A 15561-nucleotide genomic window follows, 5' to 3' on the forward strand; every position below is an offset into this window, starting at 1 on the left:
CGCAACATTGGACGCCTACCTAGGACACATGACCGACTTTTCCCCCCGTGAAATCGTCTCCGAACTCGACCGCTTCATTGTCGGCCAGGCCGACGCCAAACGCGCGGTATCGATCGCGCTGCGCAACCGCTGGCGGCGGCTGCAGCTCACCGGCTCGCTTCGCGAAGAGGTGCTGCCGAAAAACATCCTGATGATCGGGCCGACCGGCGTCGGCAAGACCGAGATCGCGCGGCGGCTGGCCAAGCTTGCCAACGCGCCCTTCATCAAGGTCGAAGCCACCAAGTTCACCGAGGTCGGCTATGTCGGCCGCGACGTCGAGCAGATCATCCGCGACCTCGTCGAGGTCGCGATCGTGCAGGTCCGCGAGCGCAAGCGCAAGGACGTGCAGGCCCGCGCGCAGCAGGCCGCCGAAGACCGCGTGCTGGATGCGCTGGTCGGACCGGCGTCGAGCCCCGCCACCCGCGATTCCTTCCGCAAGAAGCTGCGCGCCGGCGAGCTTAACGACAAGGAAATCGAGATCGAGACGCAATCGTCCGCCGGCATGCCGATGTTCGAAATCCCGGGCATGCCCGGCGCGCAGATGGGCGCGATTTCGATCGGCGATATCTTCGGAAAGATGGGCGGGCGAACCAAGACCCGCCGCCTGACGGTCGAAAGCTCGCACGAAATCCTCATTAACGAGGAATCCGACAAGCTGCTCGACAATGACCAGTTGGTGCTGGAAGCGATCAACGCGGTCGAGAACAACGGCATCGTGTTCCTCGACGAGATCGACAAAATCTGCGTGCGCGACGGCCGTACTGGCGGCGATGTCTCGCGCGAAGGCGTGCAGCGCGACCTGCTGCCGCTGATCGAAGGCACCACGGTCTCGACCAAGCACGGCGCGGTCAAGACCGACCACGTCCTGTTCATCGCGTCCGGCGCGTTCCATATCGCAAAGCCCTCGGACCTGTTGCCGGAATTGCAGGGGCGGCTACCGATCCGCGTCGAGCTGGAAGCGCTGACGCGCGACGACATGCGCCGGATCCTGACCGAACCGGAGGCCTCGCTGATCAAGCAATATGTCGCGCTGCTGCAGACCGAAGGCGTGACGCTCGACATTACCGACGGCGCCATCGACGCGCTGGCCGACGTCGCAGTCGCCGTCAATTCGACGGTCGAGAACATCGGCGCGCGGCGGCTGCAGACGGTGATGGAGCGGGTGCTCGACGAGATTTCGTTCGCCGCGCCGGACCGTCATGGCGAGACGATCAAGGTCGATGCCGATTACGTGCAGAAACACGTCGGCGATCTCGCCAAGAACGCCGATTTGAGCCGGTTTATTCTGTAGTGAATTTCGTAGCCCGGATGGAGCGTTAGCGAAATCCGGGAAAGGTGAATCCGCTTGCGGCAAGGCCGGATTGCGCTGCGCTCCATCCGGCTACGCCCATGGCCACAAATCTTCATTGTGCCCTCAGGCTGGGGCCGCTATCCCGTCTGTAACGCCGGCCTGTGGTTATGGGTCCCGGCTCGCGCTATCGCTTAGCCGGGACGACGATGAACCTGAATTTGCGGCTATGGGAAAACCCCTGGCGCTTGATGCTTGCCGTCAATGCCGCCGTGCTGATCGGGATCTTCTGGCACAAGATCGCGCTGCCCCCTTACGTCCCCTACATCCATCTGCTGGTCGACTATCATTTCGGCTTCACCAAGCGCGCCCTGATCGGTGCGATCGTCTCGCTGTTTACGGCCAAGGTGCCGGTGTGGCTGGTGTTTGCGCTCAGCGGCATGGTGTGGCTGGTGACGGCCGGTCTATTCGTCCAGTTATTCCGCCGAACGTTCGGTTTTGATCAAAGGCATTTGCCGCTGTTCGTGTTCATGGCGGCCTCGCCGTTTTTCCTGAAAAATTTCATGCACACGCTCGGGCATTTCGACATCTACGGATGCCTGTTGGCGATCTGCCTGCTGCTGATTCCGGCGCGCTCGCTTGCCTATGTGATGCTTGCCGCGATGTTCTCGATCGTGCTCGTTCTGATCCACCATATTCATCTCCTGATGTATGTGCCGACGATCGCCGCCATCGTGGCGTTGCGCCATTATCTTGTTCACGGAACCAGCCGGCAGAACGTCGCCGTCGGCATTGCATCGCTCGGAGCGGTGGGTGCGCTTTTCGTTGCCGCGCAGTTCTACGGTACCGTTCCAGTGCCGGAGGCGGAATTTGTCGCGCATCTGCACGGCCGGATGGCCGACCCGTCGCAAACGAACCTGCTGAGCTTCGGATACATCTGGTACCAGCCGCTCTCGAAGGAAATTTGGGATACTTGGGCTCGCCTGCCGCACAACCTGCTCGGCGTGCCGGTGTTTGCGCTACTGATCTGGCTGCACACGCCGGTGTGGCGATATTTTCGCAATCTGGTCGCCGCACTTTCCGTTGACGCCCATCGCCGCATCATCACCGCCGCGGTCATCATGGTCAGCCTCGGCTATCTCGTCATGTTTGCGATCGTGTTCGATTATTCCCGCTGGATTTCGAATTGGGCGGTGTGCCTGTTCCTGATCCTGCATGCGGTGAAGGCGCTGCCGGCTTCAAAGGAAGTCGAGCTGATTTCGGCGGCTGACCGGAAGACCACGGTGCTCGGCTGGATCGTGACGCTGATCCCGCGCGTCGGGATCGTGCGGCCATTTTAAAGTCGCGCCCGCCGCACCCGGACGTACAGGGCGCCCTCGCCGCCATGGCCGGTATGCGCTTCCTCGAAACCGACCACCAGAGCGCGGAATTCCGGCAGGCCGAGCCATTGCGGCACCTGACGGCGCAACACGCCGCGCTCGGACTCAGCGCCGATCTTGCCCTTGCCCGTGATGATGAGCACGAAGGTCAGCCCGTCATGATGGGCGCGCTGCAGGAAGCCGAACAGCGCGCGATGCGCGCGCGTCTGCGTCATGCCGTGCAGGTCGAGCCGGGCATCGATCTCCTTGCGCCCGCGCGAGAGATGCGAGCGCTCGCGGCGGCCGATCGGCGCCAGCGGCGGCGGCTCCGGTTTTGAGGGAGCAACGATTCGCGCCGGCGCGACGTGCTTCGGCGAAGCGGCGGGTTTCGGCGCGACTTTGCTATCGGCTTCCGTCGAGGCGACCGACGGCTTCGAAGCGCGAGGCCGCTTGCGCAACGGCTTGACCTGCTTGGCGACGCTCTCCCACAGCGCGCGGTCCTCTTCGCTCAGGCCGCGCTTGCGTCGCGGCGGCTCCGGCAATTCGGGAATCAAATCAGGCCGCCGGCGTTTCATCGACGATGTCGATATCGGTGCAGGTGACGCTGATGCGGCTTTACGGAGACCGCTTCAACCTTGGGCCGCGGCTCGGGAAGCGGCACCGGCTTCGCCACGGGCGCCTGGATAGCCGCGGTTTGCGAAGGCCCGGCTGCGGGCGGTGCCGCCGCCGCCGACGGCCTGGTGTTGGTCGCCGAGGTCACCTCCGGCGGCTTCGCGGCGTTCTTCTGGTCCTTCAACGGATCGGCTTGCGGGAACAGTTTTGCGATCGTCTCCGACGGCCGGGCGTCGGGCACCGGCATCTTGCGGCCGCGCGCGAGCGGATCGAGGCTCTTCGGTACCAGGATCACGAAGCGCGCATTGTGACGGAGGCGGCCGGCAACCTTACCGGCTTCGAGACCGGCGCCGAAATAGAGATCGGCGCGCGCGGGACCGACGATGGCGGAGCCGGTGTCCTGCGCAATCATCAGACGGCGGAACGGCGTCTTCGATACCGCCGATTCGATCGGCAGCTCGCCCTCGATGAAGAACGGCGTGCCATAGACATGCAGCGATTTGTCGACCGCGATCGAGCGGCCCGGCGTCAACGGCACGCCCTGGGCGCCGACCGCCTCGTCCTTGTCGGCAAGCTGCACCTCGCGGAAGAAGACGTAGGACTTGTTCTGCCGCCGCAGCTCGTCGGCCTCATTGGGATTCTCTTTCATCCACTCCCGGATCTTCTGCATCGACATCTGATCCTTGGGGACGATGTTGCGCTCGATCAGGATGCGGCCGACCGCCGTATAGGGATAGCCATTATGGGCATCGTAATTGATACGAACGGTCGAGCCGTCGTCGAGGCTGACCCGCGCCGAACCCTGGATCTGCGAGAACAGCAGGTCGGTCTGTTCCTTCAGCCAGCAGATTTCGAGCCCGCGGCCGGCAATCGCGCCATCCTCGATCTCGGCGCGATCGTAATACGGCACCAGCTTGCGGCGGCCGATCTTGCGGAATACCTGGCCCTTGTTGGGCAGACCGGCCGAACTCTGGGTGGTGCCGCGGACGAACAGATTGGACGGCCGGCGATAGACCGGCACCTTGTAGACCTCGTTCTCCGTCCGCGAGCCGTCGACGATGGGTTCGTAATAGCCGGTGACAAAACCCTCGCCTTCGCCAAGCCGCGAAATGCGCAAGGGGAGAAAATGCGCCTCGAAGAAAGCTTTTGCCTTCAGGCCGTCGGACAGTTCGAGGCCTCTCGCGATCTGGCAGGGATCGCGCAGCGAGGTGCCGAGCGCCTTCGGATCGGCCGGCAGCGTTCGTTGCGCCGATATCGGCCTGCAGCTCACGCGAAACGCCTTGTAGGCGGCGAGATGATCGTCCTCGCTCCAGCCCGCGATCTCGGACCAGGCGACCGGCGCATACTGGCCGCCGCTAATCTGAAACGGGAATTCAAGCTGTGGATATGGCAGGTGACGGACGGACGGCGGATGCGAAGGCTTTTGCGAGCGCGCATGACGTGCCGCAACGGCATCCAGCGGAGCCAGCGAACACGCCAAAGCGATCACGCCAAACGCGAGCCTCGCAAGGCGTCGCGCCTCAGGCAGCGCTTCCGGTGCCAACCAGCTTCCAGTTCGGATCGCGAGAGCTCGTGTCGCGGGCGAATGTCCAGACATCGGTGATATCGGCGACCTTATCGGGGTTGCCATCGACAATGGCGCCGGTCTTGTCGCGGGTGACCGAGATCATCTGCGACACGAAACGAACCGTCAGCTGCGCCGACCGGTCGCGGGCGTCCGCACTCACCAGTTCGGCCTTGTCGATTGAAACAAACCGCGTTTCGGTTTTCTGCTCGTGTTTCTCGCGATCCTTGATTACAGCATCGAAGCTGTCATAGACCTCGCTCGACAGGAGATCCTTCAGCGCGCGGCGGTCGCCATTGGCGAAGGCCAGCACGATCATCTCGTAGGCGCTGCGGGCGCCGGAGATGAAATGCCGCGGATCGAACGAGGAGTCCTGGGCGACAATGGCATCAAGGCCTGTGGCGAGCGGCGTACCCGGCTCGGCAATGCCCTTCCAGCGGTCGGCCGGCGCGACATCGGCGCTCGGCGCCAGTGGCGCCTGGTCGATCACCGCACCCGGCATCGGAACGACATTATTGTTGTCCTGCGTACGCTGCACGACGTTGGGCGCGGCGCGATCGTAGGGCGGCCGTTCGCTTCCGGTGCGCTGTCCAAGGACGCTACGCAGGCGCAGGAAGATAAAGACCGCCAGCGCCAGGAAGATGATGGTGTAAATATCCACGTCGTATTCGCTTTCTGGTTCTAACGCCGGCAACGGGCCCGGCGGTCGAGCGTTCCCTGATAAGAAGCTCTCTTACGAGTTTTCCCTGGGAACGGCAGAGATTACATCATCGATTGAGACTGCAGCATGTAGGCATGAAACTACGCCCGGCCAATGGCGCGTTTTGGCGCGGGTGAATTGTAGCGCGTTTTGGGGGCGAGGGGAAACCCGATCGTGTCCGGAAATCACGCATATTCAATTATTTAGGGCACGTATTGGGCGGCCGGCAGGGCCCATTAGGCATATCTGCCACATTTCGCCGAGGGTCCAGTCGGCCGGTCCGTCGTCCTTGTGGAACGAGGCGGGGCTATGATAGCCACTCGCCCGGAAAAGGCATCCCGCCCATCGAGCGAATTCAGACGAAAACGGGCTCCGCTCGCCAGCTTCAGGAGAGAGTTTCATGACCAACGGCAACGGCGCACCTCCCGAACAGGCCCCTCCCCAGCTCAACGTGCTGGCCCAGTACACCAAGGATCTGTCGTTCGAAAATCCGAACGCCCCCTCCTCCCTGGCGCCGCAGCAGCAGCAGCCGGCGATCAACATCCAGATCAACGTTTCCGCGAACAATCTCTCGGAAAACGAGTTCGAAGTGACGCTTTCGATCGAGGGCAAGGCTGAAAACGCCGACAAGGTGATGTTCAGCTTCGAACTGGCCTATGCCGGCGTGTTCCGCATCGTCAATGTGCCGAAGGAAAACCTGCATCCGCTGGTCATGATCGAATGCCCGCGGTTGTTGTTCCCGTTCGCGCGCGAAATCATCGCGACCTCGGTGCGCGACGGCGGTTTCCCGCCGCTGATGCTCGATCCCGTCGATTTCGTCGGCCTGTACCGCCAGAACATGGAGCGGCAGGCCGCGGCACAGGCCGCTTCCGGCGCAAAGCCAAGCTAAAGCAAGCGAACACAGGGCGCAGACTCCAAATCGTGAAAACAACCCCATACAAAGTAGAATGGGGCCTGGCTTGCAGCATTCACGCCGCTGGTGTCGGGGAAACGAGAGGGTCCGCCTTCACGGCCCGACATGAGCCTGGCCTGCGCTAGCTAGCCGCCGGCAGAAAATCGTTCCAGATTGGCTTGTCGCCCAAAGTGGCGATGAAGGCGCGATGGGCCTCGCGGTCGGCATCGGTGATTCGCGGCGCCAGCGGCACCTCGCGCTGGCGCCGGGGCGTTTCGCCAAATCCGTTGCTGACGGTGACGCGGGTTTCTGACGCCAGGATCAGTTGCGACTGCCGCGCCCCGATCAGGTCGATATAGACTTCGGCCAACAGTTCGGCGTCGAGCAGCGCGCCGTGCTTGGTGCGGCGGGAATTGTCGATCGCATAGCGCGAGCAGAGATCGTCCAGCCGGTTCGACACGCCGGGATGCTTGCGGCGCGCCAACAACAATGTGTCGACCAGGCGATCGCGCGAAATCGCCTGCCGCTTGATGCGGTCGAGTTCGGCATTGATGAAGCTGATGTCGAACGAGGCGTTGTGGATGACGAGCGGCGCATCGCCGATGAATTCGAGGAACTCCTCGACCACTTCCGTGAACAGCGGCTTGCTGGAAAGGAACTCGCTGGACAGGCCATGCACGGCAAACGCTTCCGCCGGCATTTCGCGCTCGGGATTGATGTAGCGGTGGAAGGTCTGCCCCGTCGGCATCCGGTTGTAGATCTCGATGCAGCCGATCTCGACCAGCCGGTCGCCGCGCAGCGGATCGAGGCCAGTGGTTTCGGTATCGAGAACGATTTCGCGCATGGATTTCAGGGACCGGAGCTTAAGGCGAATCAGGTTCGCCGCTGCGGCATCTTAACGACCTCGGCCAGAATGTCGCGGATGGCCGTGCGCACCGGGTCCAGTCCGTGCGATGTATCCACCACGAAATCCGCGCGTTTGCGCTTTTCGGCATCGGGCAATTGCCGCACCAGAATGGCGTCGAGCGCCTCTGATGTCATGGTACCGCGCGCCAGGATTCGCTCGCGCTGTGCTTCCGGCGAGGTCGTGACCACGACCACGGCATCGACGCGCTTCTCGCCGCCGGTCTCGAACAATAGCGGGATATCCATCACTACGACCGGCGCGCCGGACCGTTCGGCTTCTTCGAGGAATTTTTGGCGGGACGCGCCGAGCATCGGGTGAACGATCTGCTCGAGCTGCTTGATGGCCGCGGGATCATGGACCACTCTGGCGGATAGCTTGGCGCGATCAACCCTGCCATCGACGGTGGTGCCGGGAAATGCCGCTTCGATCGCGGGCGCCGCCTCGCCTTCATAGATTTTGTGGACGGCCGCATCGGCGTCGTAAACCGGCACGCCCGCCTCAGCGAACAGCTTTGCGGTGGTGGATTTTCCCATCCCGATCGAGCCGGTCAGTCCGAGAATGCGCATCAGATCGCCGTTTCCAAAGTGATCATTCTAGACACTGAGCAGCCCCTCGCCGCGCAGGAACGCCAGCAGCGGCAACAGCGGCAGGCCGAGAATAGTGAAGTGGTCGCCCTCGATGCGTTCGAACAAATGCACGCCCAGCCCTTCGAGCTGATAGGCGCCGACGCTGGTCGTGACCGCCTCTCCGGCTTGGTCCAGATAGGCTTCGATCTCGCCTTCACCCAAGCGCCGCATGGTCATCCTGGCAATGCTGACATCGGCAAACACTATCTTGCTGTCGTGCGCAACGGCAACAGCCGAGTGAAGTTCATGCGTATTGCCAGCCAGCGTGCGCAATTGTTCTGCAGCCTGCGCCCGGCCGCCGGGTTTACTGAACAGCCGGTTTCCAAACGCCAGCGTCTGGTCGGCGCCGACGACATAGCGTGTGGGGCTTCTTGACGACACAAACAGTGCCTTCTCGCGCGCCAGCAGGCCTGCAACTTCACTCGGCGCCGAAAGGCCGGAATCCTCCTGCACGGCGCGTTCGTCGATACGGGCGGGAACGGCGTCGAATGGAATACCGGCATTGGCGAGCAGGACCTGCCGTGCCCGGCTCTGCGAAGCCAGAATCAGTCGATATTTTCCACGCCAGATGGTCATCGCGGGCGTTTCATCATTCCAGTAATCGTTGCCGCTGGCGATCGGTGAACAGTTTCAGCACGGCCGCGGCGGTTTCCTCGATCGAGCGGCGCGTCACGTCGAGCTGCGCCCAACTAAATTTGGCACTCAGTTTCCGGGCGTAGGCGACTTCATCGGCCACCGCCTGACGATCGATGTAATCATCGTTGGGGGTATCGGCGCCCATGCTCAGCAACCGGTTTTGCCGGACCTGGATCAATCGCTCCGGCGTCGCATGAAGGCTGACGACCAACGGCTTTTTCAACGTCTCCAGCTGGTGCGGCAGCGGAATGCCCGGCACCAGCGGTACGTTCGCGGTGCGGACGCCGCGGTTGGCGAGATAGATCGAGGTTGGCGTCTTCGATGTGCGGGACACGCCGACCAGAACCACGTCGGCATCTTCCAGACCTTCGACGTGCTGGCCGTCGTCATGGATCATGGTGTAGTTCAAGGCGTCGATGCGCTTGAAATATTCCGCATTGAGAACGTGCTGGGCGCCTACCCTGCCCGTCGTTGCTGCGCCCAGATACGCCTCGAACAATTGCATCACCGGTCCGATGATCGACAGGCTCGGGATGTTGATGTCCCTGCACTTGGCCTCCAGCCGGCCGACCAGATCCTTCTCCAGCAGCGTGAACAGCACGATGCCCGGCGCCTCCTCGATCTCGTCGAGCACGCGGTCGAGCTGCTTCTGGCTGCGCACCAGCGGATAGACATGTTCGACCGCGGTCACATTGGCGTATTGCGCGGCCACCGCGCGCGCCACCGTAATCAGCGTCTCGCCGGTCGAATCGGAGACCAGATGAAGATGAAAATAATTGCCGGTCGTGGGCACCAGAACCCCTGTGTATCCTGTGAATCCCTGTGGAGCTTAACCAAGATATTTCGCCCTGGGTCGTCACGTCAGGGATAACCCGGACTTTTCTTCACAGGGCCCCGCGAGAGGACAAGTCCGCCGGCTCATCGCCATGATAGTGGGAAGGTGTGGATTTGTCTCTTCATAAGCTGGCCACGAAACGACGCAAGCAGTTGATGCGCGTGGCGTTATCGGGATGGGGCAATGTCCGGCCGAAAATGGGGACGGCTGTGAACAAGCCTCGCAAACATGCGGCATCGTTTTGCGTGAGTCATAATCACCGCCACTTAGACTCAAACCTAAGATTCTAAAATTATTAGTTTAGAGAAGCGGTGCTTTGCGGATATGTCTTGCGTCCCCTGGCTGGCAGCGCTTCTTCGCAACGCTGCGAGCGTCGGAAGGTTTCAGGGACGAGCAAGGTCGGGCGACTGCAATGTACGAGTGGATCACGATCACGGCGTATCCGTGGATCAAGGCGCTGCACGTGATCGCTGTCATCTCCTGGATGGCCGGCATGCTCTATTTGCCGCGGCTGTTCGTCTACCATTGCGACGCCGAGGTCGGATCGAAGCAGTCCGAAACCTTCAAGGTGATGGAATGGCGTTTGCTGAAGGCGATCATCAATCCGGCGATGATCGTCACCTGGCTGGCCGGGCTTTATCTGGCCTGGAGCGGGCATTGGTACACGTCCGGCTGGTTTCACGGCAAACTGACGCTGGTGCTCATCCTGTCGGGTGTCCACGGTTTTTTTTCCCGCTGGGTCAAGGATTTCGCCGCCGACCGGAATACCAGAAGCCAGAAATTCTATCGTATTATCAATGAGGTGCCGACCGTCCTGATGGTCTTCATCGTCATTCTGGTGATCGTGAAGCCGTTCTAGGCCTGAGCTTTCAACGATGATCCGGTTTTCCACCTGCTTGCGAAGCGCCGGGCGATTTTCTATATTGTCCAAATCCCACCCCACGCAGGCGGATGTGGTTGCGTTCCGGCTCCTTCATTGGACCGGCCGCCGCATCAGGTTTGAAGCCTCACCGGCGCTTTCCTTGCTTAGACCTGCGGACCTTCCATTTTTCGTGTCCGCTTTTTCTTCAAGCCACCTCGCACCCCTTCCCTAAAGAACACTCCACAGGACCACCCCAATGCGGGAAATGAAACTCCAGGACCTCAAATCGAAAACGCCGGCCGAGCTCGTCTCGTTCGCGGAAGAGAACGGGGTCGAAAATGCCAGCACCATGCGCAAGCAGGAGCTGATGTTCGCCATTCTCAAGCAGCTCGCGATCCAGGAAATCGATATTATCGGCGAAGGCGTCGTTGAGGTTCTCTCCGACGGCTTCGGCTTTCTGCGCTCGCCCGATGCCAACTACCTGCCCGGCCCTGACGACATCTACGTCTCGCCCTCGCAGATCCGCCGCTTCGGCCTTCGCACCGGCGATACCATCGAAGGCCACATCCGCAGCCCGAAAGAAGGCGAACGCTATTTCGCGCTGCTCAAGGTCAATACCCTCAATTTCGAGGATCCGGAAAAATCCAAGCACAAGGTCAATTTCGACAATTTGACGCCGCTGTTTCCGGATCAGCGCTTCCGCCTCGAGCTCGAGGACCCGACGCGAAAAGACCTTTCTGCAAGGGTTATCGACATCGTCGCCCCGATCGGCAAAGGCCAGCGCGCGCTGATCGTAGCGCCGCCGCGCACCGGCAAGACGGTGCTGATGCAGAACATCGCGCACTCCATCACCGCCAATCATCCGGAATGCTATCTGATCGTGTTGCTGATCGACGAGCGTCCGGAAGAAGTCACGGACATGCAGCGCTCGGTGAAGGGCGAGGTGGTGTCGTCGACCTTCGACGAACCGGCGGTGCGTCACGTCCAGGTCGCCGAGATGGTGATCGAGAAAGCCAAGCGGCTCGTTGAACACGGCCGCGACGTGGTGATCCTGCTGGACTCGATCACGCGTCTGGGCCGCGCCTACAACACCGTCGTGCCGTCATCCGGCAAGGTGCTCACCGGCGGTGTCGACGCCAACGCGCTGCAGCGGCCGAAACGATTCTTCGGCGCGGCGCGAAACATCGAGGAGGGCGGTTCGCTCACGATCATTGCGACCGCGCTGGTCGATACCGGCAGCCGCATGGACGAAGTGATCTTCGAAGAATTCAAGGGCACCGGTAACTCCGAACTGATCCTCGACCGCAAGGTCTCCGACAAGCGGACCTTCCCGGCGATTGACATCTCGCGCTCCGGCACCCGCAAGGAAGAGCTGATTACCGATCCGCAGCTCCTGAAGAAAATGTACGTGCTGCGTCGGATCCTCAATCCGATGGGCACCATGGATGCGATCGACTTCCTGCTCGACAAGCTCCGCAACACCAAGAACAACTCGGAATTCTTCGATTCCATGAACACCTGAGCCGTCAGGCCAGGATTGAAGAGGGCGCCTCGTGGAAGCGGGGCGCCTTTTTCATGCTGCGGTCGTCGCTGCGATGCGAATGCAGCATTGGAAAATCCGCCTTAGCAATTGGTTAACTATATAACATCTTGATTTTTATATAATTTATTTGGATCCGGGTGTCAGGGGGAGGGTACCTCTCCGGATTTTGCAGCATTCTTGCCGCACCTGTCACGCGATGCCGCCTGCGCGTTCAGGCCCCGAATCGAATCGCGTTGCCTTTTCAAAACCTCCCGCACAAATAGGCCATGCATCCACGGGATCAGACCATCTTCGCATTGTCGTCGGGCCGGCTGCCGAGCGCGATTGCCTTGGTGCGCGTCTCGGGTCCGCACGCTGGAAAGATCGTGACGGCGCTTGCCGGCAAATTGCCGTCGCCGCGAATGGCTACCCGCGCGCTGCTCAGGGATGTCGGCCAGCGGCCGATAGACGATGCGGTGGTGCTGTGGTTTCCGGGTCCAGCCAGCGCGACCGGGGAAGATGTCGCGGAATTTCACGTTCATGGCGGGCGTGCGGTGCTGGCGGCTTTGTTCACCGCGCTGTCCGCATTCGAAGAGGTTCGCCCGGCCGAGCCCGGGGAATTTACCCGGCGCGCTTTCGAGAACGGCAAGCTCGATCTGACGGAGGCCGAAGGTCTCGACGATCTCATCCATGCCGACACCGATCGGCAGCGACGCCAGGCGCTGCGCCAATTGAAGGGACTGCTTGGCGACAGAGCGCGCGATTGGCGCGCGCGGATCATCGAAGCGTCTGCGTTGATCGAGGCCGGCATTGATTTTTCGGACGAGGGCGATGTGCCGGCGGAGTTGATCGCGCCGGCCTTGGCAAAGGTCAAAGTGCTGCTTGCCGAGATCGAGGAAGTCCTGGCGGGGCAGGGGCGGAGCGAACGGCTTCGCGACGGTCTCGTCGTCGCGATTGCCGGGCCGCCGAATGTCGGCAAGTCGACGCTGATGAATCAGCTCGCGCGCCGTGAGGTCGCGATCGTATCGCCGCATGCCGGCACTACGCGCGATGTCATCGAGGTGCAGCTTGATCTCGACGGCTATCCGGTGACCGTGATCGATACCGCAGGCATTCGGGAGACCGATGATCCGGTGGAGCAGGAGGGTGTACGGCGCGCCCGCGCCCGGGCGGCGGATGCGGATCTCGTGTTGTGGCTTTCCGACGCGCCGCAAGTAGGGATCGAGCACGATGGCGCTGCGCCAATCTGGACGGTGCGAAACAAGATCGATCTCGAAGCGGCGGGTCGGCCATTGGCCGAGGTCGAAACGCTGAAGCAAGGAAGCTTCCAGATATCGGCGAGCCGCGGCGATGGAGTACCGGAGCTGATCGCTGCATTGGTCGGTTTCGCCCAACGCTACTTTGGCGGCACCGAGGGCGGACTGATCAGCCGGGCCCGTCAACGGAAACTCTTGCAGGAGACCGCGGCTTCGCTACAGCGCTGTATCGCGGTGATCGGGCAGGGAGAGGAGCTGGCGGCAGAAGAACTCCGGGCGGCGGCACATTCACTGGGAAGGTTGCTCGGGCGGGTGGATGTCGAAGACATTCTCGACGTCATCTTCCGGGAGTTCTGTGTAGGTAAGTGAAGTTTCCTTACCTTTTGCTAACCATGTTTCACGTGAAACATGGAACCCAGTCGTAACCCGTGTTTCACGTGAAACACTTTCCACAAACTTCTGCTTTCGGGACCGGCAACTCCGGGATAGAACTCCCCGCATGCTTTCCCAAGCGGACCCCTTCGACGTCATCGTTATCGGTGGCGGCCACGCCGGCTGCGAAGCCGCGAGCGCGGCTGCGCGGATGGGTGCGAAGACTGCCTTGGTGACCCATCGTTTTGCGACCATCGGGGCGATGTCCTGCAATCCTGCCATCGGGGGGCTCGGCAAGGGACATCTGGTCCGCGAAGTCGACGCCCTGGATGGCCTGATGGGCCGGGTGGCCGATGCCGGTGGGATCCAGTTTCGGATGCTGAACCGCCGCAAGGGTCCGGCCGTCCGCGGACCGCGGGCCCAGGCGGACCGCAAGCTTTACGCCACCGCCATGCAGAGCGCGATCCGGGAGACCGCCAATCTCTGTGTGATCGAGGGCGAGGCGGATGAGTTGATCGTCTCGAATGGCCGGGTCACCGGAATCCGTTTGGGCGACGGCCGTGAGTTGAAGGCCGGTGCCGTGGTCATCACCACAGGGACCTTCCTGCGAGGCCTGATCCATCTCGGCGAAAAGAATTGGCCGGCCGGACGGGTCGGGGAGGCGCCGGCGATGGGGCTTTCGGCCTCCTTCGAGAGGGTTGGCTTTACACTCGGACGATTGAAGACCGGCACGCCGCCGCGGCTTGATGGCACGACCATCGACTGGTCCGCCGTTGAAATGCAGCCCGGCGACGACCCGCCGGAGCCGTTCTCGGTCATGACCGACCGGATCATCACCCCGCAGATCCAGTGCGGCATCACTCGTACGATCCCGGCAACCCACGAAGTAATCCGGGCCAACGTGCACCGCTCGCCGATGTATTCCGGCCAGATCAAGAGCAGTGGCCCGCGCTATTGTCCTTCGATCGAGGACAAGATCGTCCGCTTTGGCGATCGCGACGGCCACCAGATCTTCCTGGAGCCCGAGGGCCTCGACGACTCCACAGTCTATCCCAACGGCATTTCGACCTCGCTGCCGGAAGAGGTTCAGCTCGCGATCCTCGCGACCATTCCCGGGCTCGAGCGAGTGAAGATGGTGCGGCCGGGCTATGCCATCGAATACGACCATGTCGATCCCCGTGAACTCGAGCCGACATTGCAGACCAGACGTCTGCCGGGTCTTTTCCTGGCCGGACAGATCAACGGGACGACGGGCTACGAAGAGGCTGCGGCGCAGGGAATTGTCGCTGGCCTCAACGCGGCCTTGGCAGCGGGCGCCGCTGATCCGATCGTGTTCGACCGTGCGGATGGCTATCTCGGAGTGATGATCGACGACCTCGTGACCCGAGGGATCACCGAGCCGTATCGGATGTTCACCTCGCGGGCCGAATACCGTTTGACGCTGCGGGCGGACAATGCCGACCAGCGCCTGACTGACAAGGGGATCGCTCTGGGCTGCGTTGGGCAGGCTCGTTCGGAGCGCCATCGCGACAAGATGGCCGCGCTAGCTGCGGCCAAGGCACTGGCGAAGTCCCTGACGATGACTCCCAACGAAGCCGCCAGACATGGCCTGGCTCTCAACCGGGATGGCCATCGGCGTACGGCGTTTGAGTTGCTGGCCTATCCCGAGATCGAGTGGGATGTGTTGCGCGGCATCTGGCCGGAGCTGTCGGCCGTCGATCCATCCATCGCCGTGCATCTCGAGATCGACGCTAAGTACGATGTCTATCTCAAGCGCCAGACCGCCGACGTCGATGCCTTCCGGCGGGACGAGGGGCTGGTCCTGACCGATATCGACTACGCCGATGTGCCCGGGCTTTCCAACGAGGCGCGCGCCAAGCTTGAGGCGGCGCGGCCGCGGACAGTGGGGCAGGCGGGTCGGCTCGATGGTCTGACGCCGGCGGCGCTGGGAATTCTCGCGGCCTATCTGCGTCGCGAAGCTCGGCGGAAGACGGCGAAGGCGACGGGTTAAGAATCTGTTTCACGTGAAACGGGGCGGGACCCCATCGTCATTGCCTGCGACAAACGCGAAGCGTTTGCGCAAGGGAGCGCA

Annotated in this window: 14 protein-coding genes; 7 read left to right on the plus strand and 7 right to left on the minus strand. The window is 62.1% G+C overall.

The genetic code is table 11. From position 1 onward, the window contains the following. Nucleotides 1–28: 28 nt before the first annotated feature. Both hslU and JQ624_RS02535 read left to right on the plus strand, forming a co-directional pair. Nucleotides 29–1330, plus strand: a complete 1302-nt coding sequence (gene hslU, locus JQ624_RS02530) for an ATP-dependent protease ATPase subunit HslU (RefSeq protein WP_212417237.1) — start codon at nucleotides 29–31, stop codon at nucleotides 1328–1330. Between the two features lie 206 nt (nucleotides 1331–1536). After that, on the plus strand, nucleotides 1537–2667 hold the full coding sequence (locus tag JQ624_RS02535; RefSeq protein ID WP_409334295.1) for a hypothetical protein: 1131 nt from the start codon (nucleotides 1537–1539) through the stop codon (nucleotides 2665–2667). Here the strand turns inward: JQ624_RS02535 and JQ624_RS02540 are convergent. From JQ624_RS02540 to JQ624_RS02550, 3 genes are read right to left on the minus strand one after another with little or no spacing between them, the layout of a single operon-like run. Continuing rightward, a complete protein-coding gene (locus tag JQ624_RS02540) occupies nucleotides 2664–3260 on the minus strand; it encodes a Smr/MutS family protein (protein WP_212417238.1) in 597 nt (198 codons plus the stop codon). The two genes, JQ624_RS02535 and JQ624_RS02540, sit on opposite strands and share 4 nt — an antisense overlap. Next, nucleotides 3257–4840, minus strand: a complete 1584-nt coding sequence (locus JQ624_RS02545) for a murein transglycosylase A (protein ID WP_249129253.1) — start codon at nucleotides 4838–4840, stop codon at nucleotides 3257–3259. Before JQ624_RS02545 ends, JQ624_RS02540 begins: the two co-directional genes overlap by 4 nt. Next, nucleotides 4818–5522: a Tim44/TimA family putative adaptor protein gene (locus JQ624_RS02550; protein ID WP_212417240.1), complete on the minus strand. Its 705-nt coding sequence runs from the start codon at nucleotides 5520–5522 to the stop codon at nucleotides 4818–4820. The genes JQ624_RS02545 and JQ624_RS02550 overlap by 23 nt, the downstream gene beginning before the upstream one ends. Nucleotides 5523–5961: 439 nt before the next feature. Between JQ624_RS02550 and secB the strand changes: the two genes are divergently transcribed. Beyond that, the gene (gene secB / locus JQ624_RS02555) at nucleotides 5962–6450 is read left to right on the plus strand and encodes a protein-export chaperone SecB (RefSeq protein WP_212417241.1); all 489 of its coding nucleotides are present in this window, start codon (nucleotides 5962–5964) and stop codon (nucleotides 6448–6450) included. 145 nt (nucleotides 6451–6595) lie between these two features. Here secB and dnaQ read toward each other — a convergent pair whose 3' ends face one another. The 4 genes from dnaQ to JQ624_RS02575 are packed head-to-tail and all read right to left on the minus strand — an operon-like array spanning nucleotide 6596 to nucleotide 9415. Next, complete coding sequence (gene dnaQ, locus JQ624_RS02560; RefSeq protein WP_283816895.1) at nucleotides 6596–7306, minus strand: DNA polymerase III subunit epsilon; 711 nt, start codon at nucleotides 7304–7306, stop codon at nucleotides 6596–6598. A gap of 20 nt (nucleotides 7307–7326) precedes the next feature. Then, entirely contained in the window at nucleotides 7327–7926 is a 600-nt protein-coding gene (gene coaE, locus JQ624_RS02565; RefSeq protein WP_212417243.1) for a dephospho-CoA kinase, read from the minus strand. 27 nt (nucleotides 7927–7953) lie between these two features. Beyond that, nucleotides 7954–8562, minus strand: coding sequence for a nucleoside triphosphate pyrophosphatase (locus JQ624_RS02570; RefSeq protein ID WP_212417244.1), 609 nt, complete (start codon nucleotides 8560–8562; stop codon nucleotides 7954–7956). Nucleotides 8563–8575: 13 nt separating this feature from the next. Beyond that, nucleotides 8576–9415 carry a pyruvate, water dikinase regulatory protein gene (locus JQ624_RS02575; protein ID WP_212417245.1) on the minus strand — a complete coding sequence of 280 codons (840 nt, stop codon included), beginning with the start codon at nucleotides 9413–9415 and terminating at the stop codon, nucleotides 8576–8578. A gap of 454 nt (nucleotides 9416–9869) precedes the next feature. On the opposite strand from JQ624_RS02575, the gene hemJ reads away from it, so the two are divergent. From hemJ to mnmG, 4 genes are all read left to right on the plus strand, one after another. Next, nucleotides 9870–10316: a protoporphyrinogen oxidase HemJ gene (hemJ, locus tag JQ624_RS02580; protein ID WP_212417246.1), complete on the plus strand. Its 447-nt coding sequence runs from the start codon at nucleotides 9870–9872 to the stop codon at nucleotides 10314–10316. Between the two features lie 259 nt (nucleotides 10317–10575). Then, the gene (gene rho / locus JQ624_RS02585; RefSeq protein ID WP_108520089.1) at nucleotides 10576–11841 is read left to right on the plus strand and encodes a transcription termination factor Rho; all 1266 of its coding nucleotides are present in this window, start codon (nucleotides 10576–10578) and stop codon (nucleotides 11839–11841) included. A gap of 287 nt (nucleotides 11842–12128) precedes the next feature. Further along, nucleotides 12129–13466 (plus strand): tRNA uridine-5-carboxymethylaminomethyl(34) synthesis GTPase MnmE, encoded by a 1338-nt coding sequence (gene mnmE, locus JQ624_RS02590; RefSeq protein WP_212417247.1) that lies wholly within the window; start codon nucleotides 12129–12131, stop codon nucleotides 13464–13466. 130 nt (nucleotides 13467–13596) lie between these two features. Further along, nucleotides 13597–15480, plus strand: a complete 1884-nt coding sequence (gene mnmG / locus JQ624_RS02595; RefSeq protein ID WP_212417248.1) for a tRNA uridine-5-carboxymethylaminomethyl(34) synthesis enzyme MnmG — start codon at nucleotides 13597–13599, stop codon at nucleotides 15478–15480. Nucleotides 15481–15561: the final 81 nt, after the last annotated feature.

The sequence above is a fragment of the Bradyrhizobium sp. AUGA SZCCT0283 genome, assembly GCF_018130385.1.
Lineage (GTDB): Bacteria > Pseudomonadota > Alphaproteobacteria > Rhizobiales > Xanthobacteraceae > Bradyrhizobium.